Annotated in this window: 19 protein-coding genes; all 19 read left to right on the top strand. The window is 35.0% G+C overall.

Features of this window, described 5'->3' with window-relative positions:
- Nucleotides 1-392, top strand: a 392-nt coding sequence (locus HA632_RS00905; protein WP_176305361.1) for a T9SS type A sorting domain-containing protein, incomplete at its 5' end; no start/stop codon positions are given.
- A 190-nt stretch (nt 393-582) separates the two neighbouring features.
- The gene (locus tag HA632_RS00900; protein ID WP_176305360.1) at nt 583-2,040 is read left to right on the top strand and encodes a lipopolysaccharide biosynthesis protein; all 1,458 of its coding nucleotides are present in this window, start codon (nt 583-585) and stop codon (nt 2,038-2,040) included.
- On the top strand, nt 2,033-3,265 hold the full coding sequence (locus HA632_RS00895) for a polysaccharide pyruvyl transferase family protein (RefSeq protein WP_176305359.1): 1,233 nt from the start codon (nt 2,033-2,035) through the stop codon (nt 3,263-3,265). Before HA632_RS00900 ends, HA632_RS00895 begins: the two co-directional genes overlap by 8 nt.
- Nucleotides 3,266-3,289: 24 nt before the next feature.
- Nucleotides 3,290-3,826 (top strand): serine O-acetyltransferase, encoded by a 537-nt coding sequence (locus tag HA632_RS00890; protein ID WP_176305358.1) that lies wholly within the window; start codon nt 3,290-3,292, stop codon nt 3,824-3,826.
- A 6-nt stretch (nt 3,827-3,832) separates the two neighbouring features.
- The gene (locus HA632_RS00885; protein ID WP_176305357.1) at nt 3,833-4,831 is read left to right on the top strand and encodes an NAD-dependent epimerase/dehydratase family protein; all 999 of its coding nucleotides are present in this window, start codon (nt 3,833-3,835) and stop codon (nt 4,829-4,831) included.
- Nucleotides 4,828-5,646, top strand: coding sequence for a polysaccharide deacetylase family protein (locus HA632_RS00880; RefSeq protein ID WP_176305356.1), 819 nt, complete (start codon nt 4,828-4,830; stop codon nt 5,644-5,646). Before HA632_RS00885 ends, HA632_RS00880 begins: the two co-directional genes overlap by 4 nt.
- Nucleotides 5,643-6,752: a glycosyltransferase family 4 protein gene (locus HA632_RS00875; protein ID WP_176305355.1), complete on the top strand. Its 1,110-nt coding sequence runs from the start codon at nt 5,643-5,645 to the stop codon at nt 6,750-6,752. The genes HA632_RS00880 and HA632_RS00875 overlap by 4 nt, the downstream gene beginning before the upstream one ends.
- 21 nt (nt 6,753-6,773) lie before the next feature.
- Nucleotides 6,774-7,640, top strand: coding sequence for a GNAT family N-acetyltransferase (locus HA632_RS00870; protein ID WP_176305354.1), 867 nt, complete (start codon nt 6,774-6,776; stop codon nt 7,638-7,640).
- 10 nt (nt 7,641-7,650) lie between these two features.
- Nucleotides 7,651-8,739, top strand: a complete 1,089-nt coding sequence (locus HA632_RS00865; RefSeq protein WP_176305353.1) for a glycosyltransferase — start codon at nt 7,651-7,653, stop codon at nt 8,737-8,739.
- On the top strand, nt 8,740-10,188 hold the full coding sequence (locus tag HA632_RS00860) for an MBOAT family protein (protein WP_176305352.1): 1,449 nt from the start codon (nt 8,740-8,742) through the stop codon (nt 10,186-10,188). It begins immediately after the preceding gene.
- A gap of 2 nt (nt 10,189-10,190) precedes the next feature.
- Nucleotides 10,191-11,144 (top strand): D-alanyl-lipoteichoic acid biosynthesis protein DltD, encoded by a 954-nt coding sequence (locus HA632_RS00855; RefSeq protein WP_176305351.1) that lies wholly within the window; start codon nt 10,191-10,193, stop codon nt 11,142-11,144.
- A 4-nt stretch (nt 11,145-11,148) separates the two neighbouring features.
- Entirely contained in the window at nt 11,149-12,264 is a 1,116-nt protein-coding gene (locus HA632_RS00850) for a glycosyltransferase (RefSeq protein WP_176305350.1), read from the top strand.
- Complete coding sequence (locus tag HA632_RS00845; protein WP_176305349.1) at nt 12,261-13,202, top strand: GNAT family N-acetyltransferase; 942 nt, start codon at nt 12,261-12,263, stop codon at nt 13,200-13,202. Before HA632_RS00850 ends, HA632_RS00845 begins: the two co-directional genes overlap by 4 nt.
- Nucleotides 13,203-14,408 carry a hypothetical protein gene (locus HA632_RS00840; RefSeq protein WP_176305348.1) on the top strand — a complete coding sequence of 402 codons (1,206 nt, stop codon included), beginning with the start codon at nt 13,203-13,205 and terminating at the stop codon, nt 14,406-14,408.
- Nucleotides 14,405-15,361, top strand: a complete 957-nt coding sequence (locus tag HA632_RS00835; RefSeq protein ID WP_176305347.1) for a polysaccharide deacetylase family protein — start codon at nt 14,405-14,407, stop codon at nt 15,359-15,361. Before HA632_RS00840 ends, HA632_RS00835 begins: the two co-directional genes overlap by 4 nt.
- An 8-nt stretch (nt 15,362-15,369) precedes the next feature.
- Nucleotides 15,370-16,476 (top strand): hypothetical protein, encoded by a 1,107-nt coding sequence (locus tag HA632_RS00830; RefSeq protein WP_176305346.1) that lies wholly within the window; start codon nt 15,370-15,372, stop codon nt 16,474-16,476.
- Complete coding sequence (locus HA632_RS00825) at nt 16,469-17,632, top strand: glycosyltransferase family 4 protein (protein ID WP_176305345.1); 1,164 nt, start codon at nt 16,469-16,471, stop codon at nt 17,630-17,632. The genes HA632_RS00830 and HA632_RS00825 overlap by 8 nt, the downstream gene beginning before the upstream one ends.
- A 99-nt stretch (nt 17,633-17,731) precedes the next feature.
- The gene (locus HA632_RS00820; protein WP_176305344.1) at nt 17,732-18,853 is read left to right on the top strand and encodes an ATP-binding protein; all 1,122 of its coding nucleotides are present in this window, start codon (nt 17,732-17,734) and stop codon (nt 18,851-18,853) included.
- Nucleotides 18,854-18,862: 9 nt separating this feature from the next.
- The gene (locus HA632_RS00815) at nt 18,863-19,465 is read left to right on the top strand and encodes a sugar transferase (protein WP_176305343.1); all 603 of its coding nucleotides are present in this window, start codon (nt 18,863-18,865) and stop codon (nt 19,463-19,465) included.
- Nucleotide 19,466 lies beyond the last annotated feature (1 nt).

The raw sequence follows: 19,466 nt of genomic DNA, 5'->3' as shown, positions 1-19,466 counted from the left end.
TAAATCAATTTACAGGACTTCAGCCGGGTGTTACTTATGTAATTACAGTGGCGGTTGAAATGTTTGGTGAATTTGGTCCTTACGGAAAAGATTGTACGGTGACCACTCCTGCATTTGCTGCTAAATCAACACCGGCTATGGTTACAGGATTTGAGGCAACGGTTTATCCGAATCCGTTTACTACAAACTTCACTTTGGCTGTTGAGACATCAAGTCAATCTGATTTTGGTATTAAAGTGTTTGATATGGTTGGAAGATTAGTTGACCAAAGAACCGTTTCGGTATCAGAATTAAAGAAAGGCATCTTAGGCGACCAATACCCAAGTGGTGTTTACAATGTAATTATCACCCAAGATGAAGTAGTAAAAACACTTCGTGTAGTAAAAAGATAAGTTTAATTAAAATATCGGGCATTCTTCAATATGCTTAAAATAAAATCCCCTGTTTTGTGATTGTGCAAAGCGGGGGTTTTTATTATAAAGCCTCGCAAACGTTGTAATGTTTTATTTTTCCGCTAAAATTTGTGCCCTTAAAAAATACGACTACTTTTGTTGTCTAATTCTTAAAAAGAAATCAAATATTTTGTCTACTTCTAAACAAATAGTCAATGGTGTTACTTGGACTACAATTCAGACTTTAATAAATAGAAGCTCAGATTTTATAGTCAAAATGATTTTGGCAAGGCTACTATTTCCTGAAGATTATGGTCTCATTGGCATGGCTGTTGTCTTTTCTGGATTTTTTAAAGAGATTACCAATTTAGGATTTGGTAGTGCGATAATTCAGAGACATGAGTCGATAATTACTAAGGCTTATTTATCAACTGCTTTTTGGACAAATTTCATATGGAGTTTGTTTACTTTTTTAATTTTGAGTTTTATTATCGGGCCTTTAGCAGCTTCATTTTACAATGAAGAAGCACTGATTTATGTGATTCCGGCTTTAGGAGTAAGTATTTTAACTAATCCTTTGTATCTTATACATCGGTCTTTGTTTTTTAAAGAACTGGAATTCAAGAAGATATCAAGAATCAACAATATTGCAAATATCACTTCAGGAGTGGTAGCTGTTATTTTAGCTTTTTTAGGTGCTGGTGTATGGGCGTTGGTTGCCCAAAGTGTGGTATTAACAATAGTTGAAATGCCGTTGTATTATAGAGCTTCTAAATGGAAGGTGGATTTTTTGTGGGATAAAGAATCATTTCACAATATTTTTGGCTTCGGAGTTTTTACAACATTATCGGGTTTAGTAAACAGGTTTGCTTCTCAGGGAGATTATCTTTTGGTAGGTAAACTTTTAAATAAAGTTGAATTGGGCTTTTATTCTTTTGCCTTTATAATGACTGACTCTTTTAGAGTACAGGTTAGGCAAATTATAGATAGTGTCATGTATCCAATTTATTCTAAAAACCAACATGATATCATTAAACAAGAAGGTTTTATGAATAAAAGCATATTCTTCAATAGTCTTATCATAACACCAATAATGGGAGTTATGTTTATTTCAACTGAGTTGGTAACTTATATTTTTGGACATAAATGGGTTGGAAGTTTGTTAATAATGAAGATTATAGCTGTTTCAGTAGTTGTGCAAATTATTACAAATTCCTTTTCAACAATTATGAGAGCAAATAATTTAAGCTATATTGAATTTAAATTACAGTTGGTAAAGGTTTTTCTGTTTTATTTTCCTTTGATATTTGTTGGGACTTACTATTATGGAACTATTGGTTGTTCATACGCTGTTGTTATAGCTAGGGTAGTCATCAATATTATTAATATTTATGGTTTAAAAAAGTACTTGAATATTAAACCAAAGGGGATTTTAATAAGTTTTTACAAAGGTATTTTACCTACATTTATTTCTGGCTTTATTGTCATTACAGTTTTTTATTTTTTTAAGTTCGAAGGGGTGATATTTGTATTAATAAAAACTTTAATTTTATTTATATTAATTGTTGTTCTATCCTATTTAATGAATAAAAAAGAAATCAAAAATTTAGTTGCAAACTTTAAAAATAAAACTATAACGTATGAGTAATATCATAATCAGTACAAAACTGAAGACCACTAATATTGGTAACGAGGCCTTGTCGAATGAGCTAATTAGAATGTCAACCGAATTTTGCAAGCCTGAAGATAAGTTGAAGTTTGTTGGAAGACCATTTGGTTTGGATCGCTATACGATTCATCAGCTTAACGAGAATGACATTTTAGCCGACTTTGATAGTATAGCAGAGAGAATTGCAAAAACAGTAAAGAAAATTCCAAATAGTGAATTTGAAGGGTCTGATTTAATTACTTTAAAAACAAATCTTTTGAACGTTGATGGTGTTACCGTTAAAACTGAGAAGTTAAGAAGAATAGCCAGAGACATTAGAAAAGCAATTTATTCATTCTTCCCTTATTCATCACACTATAAAGAAAGGCTTTCATTTTATAAGAATGCTGATTTTTATATTTATAGTGGGGCCGGAGAAATTGGTGAAGCAGATTATTTTTACAGACAACTTTTGGATTTAAGAGTAGCACAATTGCTAGGTGTTAAAACGTGTGCTATTAACCAATCAGTTGAGTTGTTGAATGGTAAATATAAAGACTTATTAGCACATGTTTATGCAAACATGTATCGAATTGTGGTTAGAGGTAATATTACTAGGGAGGAGTTAATAAGAATAGGTGTTGACGAGTCAAAAATATTTCTATGTCCCGATACGGCTTTTTATAATGAAATGGATTTCCAAACCAAACAAAAATGGAATAAAAAAATAGCAATAAATTTTACAGAAAAGACTTTTAAGTCAAAACACATAGAACCATTAATTGAAAAGTTAATAGCAAATGATTATAAGCTCTATTTTGTTTCTAATGAACCTAAAGGAGATAAAAAAATAGCAGAACACTTAAATAAAAAGTATGGTATCCCTTTTACTCTAGAATCAAAAGGATATAAAGATTATTGTAAGTTCATACAACAGTTTAATCTCTTGATAAGTTGTCGATTACACTCAAATGAATTGGCTATTACCGCAGGAGTTCCTGTATTACCAATTGAAGGTAATATTCATAAAACAACAGAGGTGTTTTCTTTAGTTAATTATCCAATATCGGCGGTAAATTATAATTCAGATGAATATGGCAGTCAGATATACAATAATCTAATTTATTTAGAAGATAATTTTGAAACGATGCAAAAATGGATTGAAGATAATTTAACTAGTATTGCTGAAAAGACCAAAGGGAATTTCCTTAAAGCAGTATATTAATTTCGTCACTTAATTAGCCTAAGTATGCCACAAAAAGTAATTCATAACGATTTAAAAAGGTTTGGAAATACCAATAGGCTACTCTGTTTTTTTACCAACCCAATGTTCAGGTATATGGTGATTTTTAGAGCAAACCAACGAGTGAAAAAGTACCATCCTTTGTTTTTTCCGTTGCGAGTATGGTATAAAAACATAAGCAGAAAATACGGAATCCAAATTCCGGTGTTGACTAAAATCGGTGGTGGTTTTTTAATCAATCATTATGGTGGAATAGTCGTTAACCAAGGCGTGAAAATTGGAACCAATTGCAATATTTCTCAAGGTGTTACCCTGGGGAATGTCAGCAGAGGAAAATTAAAAGGCTGTCCGCAAATAGGCGATAGGGTTTGGATTGGGGCTAATTCTGTAGTGGTTGGAAAGATTACTATCGGTAATGATGTATTGATTGCACCGCTTAGTTATGTTAATTTTGATGTTCCGGATAAAGCCGTGGTCATGGGAAATCCGGCTCAGATTGTCAACTACAATACCAGCGCAGTATATATTAAAAACGCTAACTAATCAAGTATGAAAATTCTAATTACAGGGAGTGCTGGTTTTATTGGGATGCACACGGCTCAAAAATTGGCCCAAGCCGGCCATGAGGTTGTTGGGCTTGACAATATCAACTCGTATTATGAAACCCAACTAAAGTTCAATCGCTTGCTGCAATTAGGAATTGAAAAAGAAGACATACAGTACAACAAAAAATTAAAGGGTCAGGACCATTTTACTTTTATCGAACTAGACATCCAAGATGCCGGAAATCTGAGTGCTTTATTTGCTTTTGAAAAATTTGATTGTGTGATTCACTTGGCCGCTCAAGCCGGGGTTCGATATTCTATCACCAATCCGAGAGATTATATCGACAGTAATATTATTGGTTTTTTTAACATACTCGAATCGTGTCGCCAATTCAATACACCGCATTTGGTTTTCGCCTCGAGTTCTTCAGTATACGGCAACTCAACGGCAGTCCCTTTCTCGGAAAGTCAAAATACCGACGAGCCGGTTAGTTTTTATGCCGCCACCAAGAAAAGCAATGAAGTAATGGCACATGCCTATGCCGATTTGTATAAAATTAAAGTGACCGGTTTGCGCTTCTTTACGGTTTACGGGCCATGGGGAAGACCCGATATGGCGCCCATGTTGTTTGCCAAAGCCGGGGTGGAGCAAAAACCCATTAAGATTTTTAATAACGGGAATCAAAGCCGAGATTTTACTTATGTAGATGATATCGCAGAAGGCATCAAAATAGTAGTAGAAGACCAAACATCAACGGTTAATTACCAAATTTTGAATATCGGTAAGGGCAATCCCGATTTGTTGATGGATTTTATAAGCATCCTCGAAAAAGCACTACAAGTTGAGTTTGTTTATGATTTTAAACCGGCCCAAAAAGGTGATGTAGTGACTACTTTTGCCAATACCAAGGCGCTGGAACAATTAGGCTACAAACCCAAAGTGTCTCTTGAAGATGGCATACCCAAATTTGTAGCATGGTTTAAAGAATACTATAAACTATGAAAAATTTAAGGGTATTGACTTATCACGAAGTGGATAATCCGGCCAATTTTGGACAACAGTTAAGGTGGTTGAAGAAAAATTATACCATAATTGGTATTGATGCCTTAGAAGAATTGCAAAGGCAAAATTCAGATTTAAGCGGCTGTGTTTTGATTACTTTTGATGATGGAGAACGTACTGTTTTTGAACAAGGATTACCCATCTTAAAAACATTATCTATCCCGGCCACTGTTTTTATTGTAACCGATTATATCGGAACTAAAAAACCTTTTTGGTGGCAAAAAGTCAATTACTATTTTAAAGGTCAACCTATACAAGAAAGGCAAAATTTTACCAAACAATATAAAAATGCTACCGTTGAACAAAGAGAGACGTTGATGAACCGCTTAGAGCATGAAAGTCACTTGCCTATTTTCGAGTATAATCAGCTTACTTTGGCTGAGTTAAAGCAAATGCACGACAATGGTGTAACCATTGCCAATCACACTGTTAATCATCATTTTTTGAATGAACTGGGTTATGAGGCGCAATGTAAAGAAATGACTGAGGCTAGAGATTTTCTGAATCAGCATGGCTTTTATGGCGATTATTTGGCTTATCCCAATGGGTTTTACAATGAGCTCACGGCAAAAGCCTTGAAAGACAGCAAAATCAAATATTCTTTTTTATTTGATCATAAAATTAATAAAGAAGCCAAAGATTTTAATATTAGTCGGTTGAGTGTTAACTCTAATACGGCACTTTGGAAATTCAAATTTATTCTCAGTGGTTGGCACAGTAAAATATTAAAATTCAGATTATTATTAAAAAGATGAAAATAGTGGTTGTCATCAATTCATTTGGTAGAGGCGGTGCTGAAAAGTCAACGGCTTCCTTTATGATACATTTGTCAAATAAATATAAGGGTTATGAAATCATAGGTGTTTATTTACATGACCGTAAATATGGTGCTTACGATAGTTTGGTAAACAGCAATATCCCTTTGTATCATATTGCTCAAAAAGGCTATGTTAGAAAATTTTTTGCCTTACTGAAATTGTTGAAAACCTTAAAGCCAGATGTCGTTCATACAGTATTGTTTGAAGCTAATATACTGACCAGATTTGTTAGTTTGTTTCATAAGTTTTATTTGGTCGAGAGTTTGGTTAACAGGAGTTATGCCTCTAACAGAGAATTCAGAACAAAAAGTTTGAAGTTTAAGAACAATATTATAAAATGGATTGATTCCACTACCAGTTTTTTAGTAGATCATTTTCATTCTGTCTCTGATGCCGTTCTCGAACATTATGAGTCGGTTTACGGAAAAAAAATTAGTTGTACCATAATACGCCGAGGAAGAAAAGCGGTACCGGTTCAAAAATCGAAATATGAATTGGGTGATGAACTCCGTCTTTTTACCATAGCCCGACAAGAATACCAAAAAGGGCTTATTTATTTGTTTGAAGCCATAAATAAAAGTGATAAGAATGTTACCTTAAAAATAGCAGGTAGAGAAGGAGATGCCTCAAAAGATCTTTTAGATTATATTAGGTTAAACAAATTAGAAAGTAAAATACAATTTATTGGCTTCAAAGATGATTTAAGTGCTTATTTTTTGGAGGCTGATGCTTATATTTCCAATTCTTTTTTTGAAGGTTCTCCTGGCAGTGTAATCGAAGCTATGTCCTATGGATTGCCCTTAATATTAAGCGATATACCTGAGCACAGAGAAATAGCTAAAGCGGAGGTCAATACAATTTTTTTTCAGCTTAAGAATACAGATGAAATCAAAGGCGTCTTTGATGGAATTTTTAACAAGGAATACAGTTTGTCGTTTTTGGGAAAGAACTCGATTAGAATTTTTTCAGAATCATTTGTCGAAGAAACTATTTATGCCGCTTATGATTTGATGTACCAACGCATAAAAAGTCAACTTAAATAGTATTTTTAATCTGAATTTAATATGCTCCAACTAAAAACAATCAATTTTGATGAGGATATGCCTCAAATCATCGAATTAACCAAAGGTCATTTAGATGATAATTTTAACGAAAGTTTTTTTCTTTGGAAGCATCTTCAAAATCCTTTTGGTGTTTCTTTTGCTATGGGCGCTTGGGATTCGGATCAATTGGTAGGTTTGCGACTGTTTATGCGATGGGAATTTGTTGGGTCTGATAATGCTGTAATCAAAGCCATTAGACCGGTTGATACCGTGACGCATAACGATTATCGCGGACAAGGTGTTTTCAAATCGCTTACACTAAAAGGGCTTGAGTTAAATCAAAATAACAATGATTTGGTTTTTAATACACCCAATCAAAACAGTTTACCAGGTTATTTAAAAATGGGTTGGCAAAAAATCGCCTTACCTCATACTTTTATCTATGCTTTAGTGAACCCTTTTAGCCGTAAATTAAATGCCGTTTTTTTTAGTAAAAATTCAGAACATTTGCCAGAAGCAAAAACAAAAATCGGGCAAACATTTTTAAGCAAGGATTATTTAAAATGGCGGTATCAAGACAATTCGTTTCGCTATATTTATTCCGATGACGCATTTGTAATTTATAAAACAGGAAGTTTGAAAGGTTTAAAGACTGCGCTGGTCTATGAGATTTCCGGGGAGAATGATAAGGTTGCTTCTTTATTTTCAAGTATAGCTTGTAAGGAAAAATTAATTTTGTTTTATGGCTATTTTGGAAGTCGGACACATGATTTAAATTTTAAAATGATTTTTAAAAGAAATACTCCGGTAGTTGTTTGGAGAGATGATAAAAAGGCTATTCATTCAAGTTTGCAATTTAGCTTAGGAGATTTAGAAGGAAAACTGTGAGGATTCATTTATGATAATATTTCAATTAATTCAAAAACCGCAATTCAGAGGTGCCGAACTTTTTGCTTGTCAGCTTTCGGGTCATTTGGAAACTTTGGGACATCAAGTTTACCTTATTTCTTTGTTTCCCGGGGAAAGTGACTTGCCTTTTTCGGGATCCAAAATCCATTTGAATCGTCCGGTTGCCAAGCGATGGTTTGACTATCAAGGTTGGAAAGCTTTGGCCCAATTGATCCAACAACACCAACCCGATGTGATACAATGCAATGCCGGTGATACGCTGAAATTTGCCGTTTTGTCAAAGCAATTCTTTGGTTGGAATTCACCTATCATTGCCCGAAACGCCAGTATGGTCAGCCTTTATATCACCAATCCGTTGACATTATGGATTAACAGACAGTTGTATAAAAATACTGCGGCTATTATTTCGGTTTCTGAAAATTCTAAAAAAGACCTCACCACATTATTCCCCGAAACGCTTGACAAAACCACCGTGATACCGGTGGGTATTGAAATCCAACCGATCAAAGCAGTAGCGTGGTTGGGCGGAGGAAACGCCGGTAAACACCTGATTCATGTGGGCGGTTTTAGTTTTGAAAAAAATCACGAAGGTTTGTTGTCCATTTTCAAGCAGTTTTTAGCTCAATATCCGGATGCCCATTTGCATCTTTTGGGTGAAGGACCCAAGAAAGAAGCGATCCAAAAAAGAGCCAACGACTTGGGTTTACAAAATAATATCACTTTTTACGGCTGGGTTTCCAATCCGGTGGATTATATCGCTAAAGCCGATGTTTTGGTTTTACCCAGTATTATCGAAGGTTTGCCGGGCGTTATTTTAGAAGCCATGTCTTGTAAAACACCGGTGGTAGCTTATAATGTAGGGGGTATTTCCGAAGTTGTTGATAATTTAACCACCGGATATTTAGTTCCTAAAAATGAGGAAACTATATTTGTTGACGCCTTAGGCAAGGTTTTTTCAGCAATGAACCAATCCATGATTGACCGTGCTTTTGAACTGGTCAACCAAAGTTATAACAACGCAGTTATCGCTAAACAGTTTGAGAAAGAATACTTTTTAATAAACCATAACCATAGATAAATGCTTTTTAACTCTATTGATTTCCTCTTTTTTTTACCCATAGTTTTTGTTTTATATTGGTTACTCGCCAATAAAAAATTGGTTTATCAAAATACTTTGCTTCTTGTTTCCAGTTTCTTTTTTTACGCTTGTTGGGATTGGCGTTTTCTTTTTTTACTCATTTTTTCAATTCTTTTAGACTATATCACCGGAATCAAAATGGGAGAAGCCAAAAATTTGGGTTCCAAAAAGTTTTGGTTTTGGTTGAGTATTTCTGTCAATGTTGGTTTTTTGGGCGTTTTTAAATATTATAATTTCTTTGCCTCTTCTTTAGCGGAATCATTCGCTGCAGGTGGAATCCATATTAATCCTTGGACTTTAAAAGTGATCTTGCCAGTCGGAATTTCATTTTATACTTTTCACGGGTTGTCTTATGTAATTGACATCTATTATAATCGCATAAGGGCGGAGAGAAATTTTATTGATTATGCTGTTTTTGTTAGTTTTTTTCCGTTGTTAGTTGCAGGTCCTATTGAAAGGGCTACCCATTTACTGCCGCAAATAAAAACAAAACGAAAGTTTGATTATCACCAGGCTGTTGATGGATTACGTCAGATATTGTGGGGACTTTTTAAAAAAATTGTAATCGCTGACAATTGCGCTGAATTGGCCAACTTGATTTTCAATAATGCCGATAGTTATAACGGAAGCACGCTTTTCTTGGGTGCAATTTTCTTTACATTCCAAATTTATGGGGACTTTTCGGGATATTCAGATATAGCGCTTGGGACAGCCAAATTGTTTGGCATTGATTTGTTGCGAAATTTTGCTTTCCCATATTTTTCAAGAGATATTGCTGAGTTTTGGAGACGTTGGCACATCTCTTTATCTTCATGGTTTAAAGATTATTTATATATTCCATTGGGAGGGAGTAAAGGAGGCATTTGGATGAAAGTCAGAAACACTTTTGTCATCTTTTTAGTCAGTGGTTTTTGGCATGGTGCCAATTGGACTTTTATTATTTGGGGATTGTTAAATGCCTTATATATTATGCCTTCTATTATTTTTAATACCAATAGGAATAATTTGGAGATTGTGGCTAAAGGCAGATTTTTTCCCTCATTGAAAGACTTTTTTTCAATAGTCATCACTTTTATACTTACTGTTATTGCATGGATATTTTTCAGAGCAGAAAATGTTGGGGATGCTTTATATTTTATTAGTCGTATTTTTTCTAGTTCTGTAATTAGTATGCCAGACGTTAATAGTTTAGATGATTTTAAATTAGTAATTTGTTTATTATTCTTTTTTATCTTTATTGAGTGGCTTGGTAGGGAAGATAAATTTGCTATTGAGAAAATCTTGACTTCTAAAAATAGATTGTTTAGATATGCTTTTTATTATATAATAATCATGCTAATAATTTTTTTAACAGGCGAGAGTCAGGAATTTATTTATTTTCAATTTTAGTTATGAAAAAATTTTTAATTAAAATTTTTATTTTTCTTAGCCCTTTCATTGTGGTTACACTTTTTTTTGAAGTTTATTTGAGAATTGTTAATACACATTATAAAGAAAAATTAAATGGTCTTTATGATAATAATGATAAAATTGAACTATTAATTCTAGGGAACTCTCATGCTAATTACGGAATCAATCCTAAGCAAATAAATATTGAGTCTTACAATATGGCCATGGTTAATCAACCCTTGCTCCATGATTATAAAATTTTAGCTAAAGTGATTGATAGTTTGCCAAACTTGAAAGCAGTTGTGATAAATTTGGACTATCATTCATTATATTTTTCAAATCAAGGCATTAGAGAAAATTGGGTCTTTTATGATTATGGTATTGATACCAATATTGAAACAGCAGCAAAGCTCTCAAGGTTTTGGATTGGTTATACACCAAAAGTTGCTTTTTCAATGCTGAAATATGATGTAAAGACTTACGCCTACAGTTTGAAAAATAGAAACCCAACTTTGAATTTTAAAGTTGAAGAAGGAGTTTCGTTTACCGATACCATTTATAACGGCTGGCTAGGATATACTGGTTCTAAATCGAAAAAATTCACCACTGAGTCAATACAAAATAGAGCTGATATTTTTAACGAAAATATTACTAGAAAAAGCGAAAGATTTAAAAATCTGATTGTATTTAACTCAATTTTAAAATTATTAGATAAAAAAAATATAAGAGCTTATGTCATAACAATGCCATGTCATCCAAAATTTAGAGATATGATAAATGAGAATGTTAGACAAAAGGATATCAAAGAAATAGAAAAAGCTATAAAAGGTTATAATGCAATTTATATTGATTTTTTTGATGCAATCAATAAAGAAGAGTTTTATTATGACAGTGATCATTTAAACAAGCAAGGGGCTACATTCTTTTCGAAAAAATTAAACAGCTATATACAATAGAGCTATGAAAAAAATCAAAGTTCTCCATATCATTAAATCTTTGGGACGCGGCGGCGCGGAAATGTTACTGCCTGAAACGCTGAAAGTGCATGATACTACCCAGTTTGAGTTTCACTATATTTATTTTTTGCCTTGGAAAAACCAAATGGTCGAAGCCATAGAAACTGCCGGCGGAAAAGTAACTTGTTTTTCGGCTAACAATAATCTCCAACTCTTACTCCAATACCCCAAAATTATTCGGTATTGTAAAAAAAATGAGATCCAACTCATTCATGCTCATTTGCCGTGGGCAGGATTTGTGAGCCGATTGGTGCACCGATTGACCAAAATTCCCACTTTGTATACCGAACACAATCTTCAGGAACGGTATCATTTTATTACCAAAATCCTCAACCGTTTGACCTTCAACTCGCAAACCTTGGCTATCGGTGTATCTGAAGATGTGACGGGTTCAATTCAAAAAAACATTCAACCCAAGATACCGTCGATTACCATTTTAAACGGGGTAAATACCGATAGTTTTAAAAGAGACCAATCAGTTGCTCCAAGCGAGGTCAGGGCTGCTTATCAAATTCCGAAAGAGACCTTTTTGGTTGGAACCGTAGCTGTTTTCAGATTCCAAAAGCGATTAGACAAATGGCTCGAAGTCATGGCAAATGCTATTGAAAAAAATCCCAATATCAAGGGAATCATTGTAGGTGCCGGACCACTCGAGGCCGAACTGATCGCCAAACACCAAGCCTTACAGTTGGAAGGGAAAGTGTTTTTTGCCGGTTTGCAAACCAATGTCAAGCCTTTTTATGAAGCCATGGATGTGTTTATGATGTCTTCCTCTTTTGAAGGATTGCCCATCGCGCTTTTAGAAGCCATGAGTATGGAATGTGCTATAGTTTCTACTGATGCCGGCGGGATTAAAGAAGTGCTACGACCACAGGAAGACGGTCTTATCATTGGGGTAGACCAATGGCAATCGCTTTCTCAATCTGTCATAGATTTGAGCCAAGACCATGAAAAGCTGGCTTTTTATCAAACCAATGCCCGAAAAAGAGTCGTAGCCCATTTCAGTATCGGCGCGATGGTAAAAACACTAGAATCCTATTATTTAAAATACACCTCATGAATGTAAGAGCTTCCCAATCCTCCGATAAACAGGCCATTATTTCGCTGCTGAAGTTGAGTTTGGGCGAAGGGCTTTTGAAAAAATCTCAAACGGTATGGGACTTTAAACACGAACAAAATCCTTTTGGGACTTCCTATGTTTTGTTGGCTTTTGAAACTACCGAATTGATAGGTGTAAGGGCTTTGATGCAGTGGCGTTGGCAACAAGGCAACAAACTTTGGACTGCTTATCGAGCCGTGGACACGGCCACTCATCCTAATCACCAAGGCAAAGGGATTTTTAAAAAACTCACTTTACAAGCTTTAGACGATGTTGCCCAAAAAGGCGATTGCTTTATTTTTAATACGCCTAATGAGAAAAGTCGTCCGGGTTATTTAAAGATGGGGTGGCAGGAAGTGAGTGCTATTCCCTTGGCTTTAATTCCAATACCAGTTTATGGGTTTCATTATCTTTTTTCAAAGAAACAACCCTTAACAAATACCATTACACCAAGCCGACTAGAAGAGATTTGCCAACTTCACAATACTGTTTTGTCAAAAAAAAACAGCATCTTTACACCCAAATCAGCGGCCTATTTGAAATGGCGTTTTGAAGACAATCCAATGCAGAATTATGTGGTGGTTTCTGACGAGGATTGGTATGTAGCGATGTATGTAAAGCGGCATCGATTCTTCAAAGAACTCCGAGTGGCTGAAATCATCAACGCTAATCCTAAAGAGGCTTCTGCTTCAATCAGGAAGTGCGTGATACAGTTTGCCTTTCAAAATAAATGTTGGTTAATAACGTCAGCTGATAAAAGTTTATTTGGGTTTAGAATTTTCGGAAAGTTTGGTCCAAAGCTCACTTTCAAACCCCTGACTCAAGACACCACATTCAGTAATAACGCGCTCCAAATAGACTATTGGGAATATAGTTTGGGCGATTTAGAATTGTTTTAGATGATAGAATTTATAATTGTATTCATACTACTTTATTTTTTGAACCAATTGCTTTTGGGCCGTTTGTCAAGAAAGTATTCTTTTTTTGATGCCGGTTTGATGCGGAAATTGTATTGGTACCATCTGGTTTTTTATTTGATTTATTTTGTTTACACTTTATATAATCCTTCTGATTCCTTGCAGTACTATAAAGTTGCTAAAGAGGCGGGAGATATGTGGCCGTTGTTGTTTGAGCCCGGAACGCATTTTATTAGCTTTTTAGGTGCGCCTTTAGTGCAGTTGGGACTTGAGTTTTCCTCCTTAATGCTCGTTTTTTCTTGGATGGGATATATTGGGTTTGTTTATGCTTATCTGTTTTTTAAGGAAAATATTCCACTTAATGTCACTATTTTTAAACGGTTTGATTTGCTTACCGTTTTACTTTTTTTACCCAACATGCATTTTTGGACAGTATCATTTGGTAAAGGTTCAGTCATTTTTATGGGATTGATGTTGTTTACACAGGCGGTTCGTTACCCGCAGAGAAGATTGGTTACCCTTATCATTGGAGGTTTTTTTGTTTATATGGTGAGACCACACGTAATTCTTTTTGTTTTGGTTGGCGTCATGATTGGATTGTTAACCGGTAAAGGAAAATTAACACCCGGTATTAAAATCTTGATTTTGGTGGTTTCGATAGGTTTTTTGTATCAGGCCAGCAGTACCATCTTGGCAGTAGCCAAATTGGAAAAATCCGAAAATGTAGTAGAGGATTTTGAGCAATTCTCCGAAAGTAGATCTACTAGCTTGTTACAAAGTGCAGGTTCGGGAGTAGCGATGAATGATTACCCGCTGTCATTGAAACTCTTTACTTTTTGGTTCCGACCGCTGTTTGTAGATTCACCGAGTATCTTAGGGATTTTCAGTTCGTTAGAGAACTTGTTCTACTTATTACTGTTTCTCAAAATTTGCAACCGAAATTTTTTAAGGTTTTTGAGAAAATCACCTTATATGGTTAAAATGTCAGCGATTGTTTTTTTGTTGACCTCGTTTGCTATGACCTTTGTGATGTCTAATTTAGGGATTATCATGCGTCAGAAATCGATGGTGATGTATTTTGCTTTTTTTGTCATTTATTATTTTTTAGCACAAAAAGAATTCAATAAGAGACAGAAACTACTGCAGAAACAAAAAGAAAATGAGTTGACACCAATTGTAAGTCTATGAAAAAAGGTGCTTTAGTCATATCGTTGGATTTTGAGTTGGTTTGGGGCATTTTTGACCATATCGAACTCAAAGATAAAGTAGCCTATTTTGATAATACACTGGCTGCCATTCCAAAAATGCTTGAGATTTTTGAGCGTCATGACATCAAGGTGACTTGGGCTACCGTTGGTATGCTTTTTAATGAGAATTGGGACGAATGGCAGGCTAATATTCCTGCTATGTTACCCACTTATGACAACACTGCTTTGAACGCTTATGCCTATGGTAAAGCTCACCAGAAAAGCGGTTATGACCGGTTCTTTTTTGCACCAAACCTTATCAAATTCATCCAAAGTGTCAAAGGACAAGAAATCGGAACCCATACTTATTCTCATTATTACTGTTTGGAAAAAGGACAAACGGTAACGCAATTTGAAGCCGATTTGCAACAAGCCAATCTTTTGGCCAATCAGTTTGGGATAAAGTTGGCTTCTTTGGTTTTTCCTCGCAATCAGTTTAACAAAAACTATTTGGAAGTTTGTGCCCAAAATAATATAGAAACGGTGCGCACCAATCCTGATAATTGGTATTGGGATACCACCAAACCGGATACGCTTTTCTCTAAATTAGCCCGAACCGGAGATGCTTATATCCCTTTGGGCAAAAAATCTTATACAACGGAAGGGATTCAGTCGGATACTGTGGTTTGTCAAAAAGCCAGCCGTTTTTTGAGACCGCAACATGCCGTAGGTTTATTAAATACGACAAGATTAGCCAGAATAAAAAACGAGATTAAGACTGCCGCTCAAAACGGGGAGGTTTACCATTTGTGGTGGCATCCGCATAATTTTGGGATTGATACTGAAAATGCTTTGAAAGCACTCAAGGAAATAGCCTTGATTTATCAGCATTGTGTTCAAGTCTATGGGATGGAAAGTCTCACTATGAAACAAGTAAGTGATAATAGTTTATAGACCAAAGCATGAAAAATGTTTCCAATTTATTGTTTTCAAAGTCCTTTAAAATTTATGCTATAGTATTTGCTTACCACTTAATTTTTATACTCTTTGCTTACCAATTCCGGGTTTCCAGAACAGTTTCTGACGCTCATTTCTATTGGGGAAAAACCATAAACTTCAGTCAGCATTCCTGGTTTGAGTTTGCCAATTACGGCGCAGAATTCATGCTGTTTCTCAATTATCCCTTGGTTCAATGGGGTTTTCCTTTTTGGAGTGGTTTCTTATTGTATGGTATCATCGGTTTTTTGGGTATTCTTAAATGGATGCAATGGACCGATTTAGTACTAAAAGACCGCTTGATTTATAAGGGTTTTAATGTAGCACATTTGCTTTTTTTTATGCCTAATTTGCATGTGTGGACTTCAAGTATTGGCAAAGAAGCTCTTGTCTTTTGGGGGATTGCCGCAGTTGTATTAGGGCTCACAACCCAAAGATACAAGACCTTCGGATTTATAGTTGGGTGTTTGTTGGTTTTAATCATTCGGCCTCATGTGGCTCTCATGTTATTGGCCGCGATCACCCTTGCTTATTTGTTTCAAAAAGGAATATCACTCCAAAAAAGAATGGTTATAGCAGGAGTTTCTTTTGCCGGTGTATTGGTACTGTTGTATTTGGTTTTTCAAACCACTCAAATCCATTATTGGGACTGGAAAAGAATCAATTATTTTAATGAATATTCCATCTTGTCGTTCAAACATTCCGGTTCTTATGTTCCTATGCTGGACTATAATTATTTTTACAAATGGTTTTCGTTTCATTTCCGCCCGCTTTTCTATGATGCCACTACGGTTTTGGCTTTTTTGGCCAGTATTGAAAATGCTTTTACACTCGTTGTTTGTATTGTAGGCTTGTTTTTTGCCTTTCGATTTTACCCTAAAATAAACTATAGCTTAGCCATGAAGGTTGTATTTTTATTTACTTTTACTGCTAGTGTATTGTACGTGGAAAGATATGCCAATTTGGGCATTTTTATGCGGACCAAAATGATGTTTCATCCCTTTATGATAGTGGCTTTACTGCTCATTATAGATCAAGGTTTGAGACTAAAGCAAAATAAGAAATATGAGTAAGCCCAAATTAATCCGCATCACTACAGTTCCTTTGTCTTTAGACAAGCTTTTGGGCGGTCAGCTTCAATTTATGAATTCGTTTTATAAAGTAGTGGCTGTTTCCGCAGAAAAAGAATATTTAGAAAGGGTTGGAATTAAAGAAGGCGTGAGAACTTTTCCATTGGAAATGACCCGGAAAATTACACCCTTTCAGGATTTGATGGCGGTTATTAAATTGTTTTTGTTTCTAAGAAAAGAAAAACCGCTTATAGTGCATACGCACACGCCCAAAGCCGGAATTATAGGCATGTTGGCTTCAGTGTTGGCCGGGGTTCCACATCGTTTTCATACCGTGGCCGGAATGCCTTTGCTGGAAGCTACCGGTGCCAAACGCAAAATGCTCGATTTTGTTGAAAAGTTGACTTACAGTTGCGCGACCAAAGTATATCCCAATTCCTATGGGTTGGCCGATATCATTTTGAAAAACAATTATTGTACAATTGAAAAGGTTAAAGTTTTGGCCAACGGCAGTTCTAACGGTATTGACACGTCTTATTTTAATCCGGAATTGTTTGATAAAGTCCAAAGAACCAATTTGAAACAGGATTTGAACATCGCAGAAGGCGATTTTGTTTTTGTCTTTGTAGGCCGATTGGTAGCAGACAAAGGAGTGAATGAATTGGTCATGGCGTTTGAACAATTGTCAGCAGAACATAAAAAAGTAAAATTGCTTTTGGTAGGGGATTACGAAGCCCATTTAGATCCTTTATCTCCGGAAACTTTGGCAATTATCCAAACCAATAAAGCGATTGTTTCTGTTGGTTTTCAAAGCGATGTCAGACCTTATTTGTCCATTTCAGATGTTTTGGCTTTTCCGAGTTATCGCGAAGGTTTTCCCAATGTGGTCATGCAAGCCGGTGCTATGGGTTTGCCATCAATTGTGTCGAATATCAATGGTTGCAATGAAATTATTGTTGAAGGTGAAAACGGAACTATAATTCCGGTAAAGAATACACCTGCTATTATAGAAAAAATGGAATTGCTTCTGAGTGATGCCAATTATTTCAAAAAGCTACAATCAAATGCTAGGGAAATGATAGTGTCACGTTATGAGCAAAAGCTGGTTTGGGAAGCAATTTTAGCAGAATATTCGGAGTTTGGTAAAGGTTCTAATTAGAAAAATAGGTCTTATTAAGGAATCAAATCCAAAAAAGTTGTAACTTTTAAGGAATCAAATCCAAAAAAGTTGTATTTTTGGTGTTTTATACCGGCTGTTATGATTGATCGTAGTTTAGAAAAGATTCTTTTGTCAAAGCTTTTTGAAAAAAAGGCAATCTTACTAATGGGCCCAAGGCAAGTAGGGAAAACTACATTATTAAGGCAGCTTTTTCCAAATCAGTCTGATGTGGTTTGGTTAAATGGCGATGAGATTGATGTTCAAAATTTGTTTGCTTCAATTTCAGCCGACAGATTTAAAGCAATAGTTGGTCAAAAGAAAATAGTTATTATTGATGAAGCACAACGAATTGAAAATATAGGTTTGCGACTTAAGTTAATTACAGATTCCATTCCGGATGTGCAGTTAATAGCAACCGGCAGTTCTTCTTTTGAATTAGCCAACAAAGTAAATGAACCGCTTACGGGGAGAAAATGGGAATACAAAATGTTTCCACTTTCCTTTTCAGAAATGGTACAGCATCATGGACTATTGGAAGAAAAAAGATTGTTACCCCATCGGTTATTATATGGTTATTATCCTGATGTGGTAAATAATCAAGGAAGTGAGAGGGAAATTTTAAAGCAACTTTCAGATAGTTATTTGTATAAAGATGTTTTACTGTTAGAGCAAATAAAGAAACCGGAAAAATTAATCAAACTTTTACAGGCATTAGCGTTACAAGTTGGCTCGCAAGTTTCTTACAACGAACTGGGGAATTTGTGTGGTTTGGATACTAAAACAGTAGAAAAATATATAGCGGTATTAGAGCAAACTTTTGTTGTTTTTAAGCTAAGTTCCTTTGCTAGAAATGCACGGAATGAACTAAAAAACAGCAAAAAAATATATTTTTATGATAACGGGATTCGCAATGCACTCTTATCTAATTTCAATCAAATAGAAAACAGAACTGATATTGGGGCTTTATGGGAGAATTTTTTAATTTCGGAAAGGATTAAATATATTAATTACAATAGTAAATGGGCTAACTTTTGGTTTTGGAGAACTAAAGAACAAAAAGAGCTTGATTTTATTGAGGAAGAGGATGGTAAAATTTCGACCTATGAATTTAAATGGAATTCAAAATCTAAAATTGTTTTTCCAAAGCAATTTTCAGGAAGTTATCCCAATTCAAGTTTTGAATTAATACATCAAGATAATTTAGAAAAATTTTTATTATAAAGTTAAAGCATGTATACCTTAATTATTAAACCTTTTTTCGATTTCTTCGCCGCTTTAATTGGTTTGGTAATGCTATCCCCTTTATTTCTATTAATTACCATTTTACTCTTTATTGCTAATAATGGGAAACCGTTTTTTTTTCAATTGCGTCCCGGAAAGAATGGTAGGATATTCAAAATTGTCAAGTTCAAAACCATGAACGATAAAAAAGATGTTAACGGACAATTGCTTCCCGATGCCATGAGGTTAACTAAAGTGGGTAAGTTTGTTCGCAAAACTTCGCTAGATGAAATTCCGCAATTGCTTAATGTAATTAAAGGCGATATGAGTATAGTAGGGCCGAGACCTCTATTAACCCATTACCTGCATTTGTATACTGATTTTCAAAACCGCCGTCACGAAGTCAAACCCGGAATCACCGGTTGGGCACAAGTCAATGGAAGAAATGCCATTTCTTGGGATAAAAAATTTGAGTTAGATGTGTGGTATGTTGATCATATTTCCTTTATTTTAGACCTCAAAATTCTTTTTAAAACCGTACTGAAAGTGATCAAAAGCGATGGTATTAACGCTGCAGATGCAGCCACAATTGAGCCTTTTAATGGGAACTAAC

This window comes from Flavobacterium sp. J49 (assembly GCF_011742145.1).
Taxonomy (GTDB): Bacteria; Bacteroidota; Bacteroidia; order Flavobacteriales; family Flavobacteriaceae; genus Flavobacterium.
This window is presented reverse-complemented; position numbering and strand designations above follow the sequence as displayed.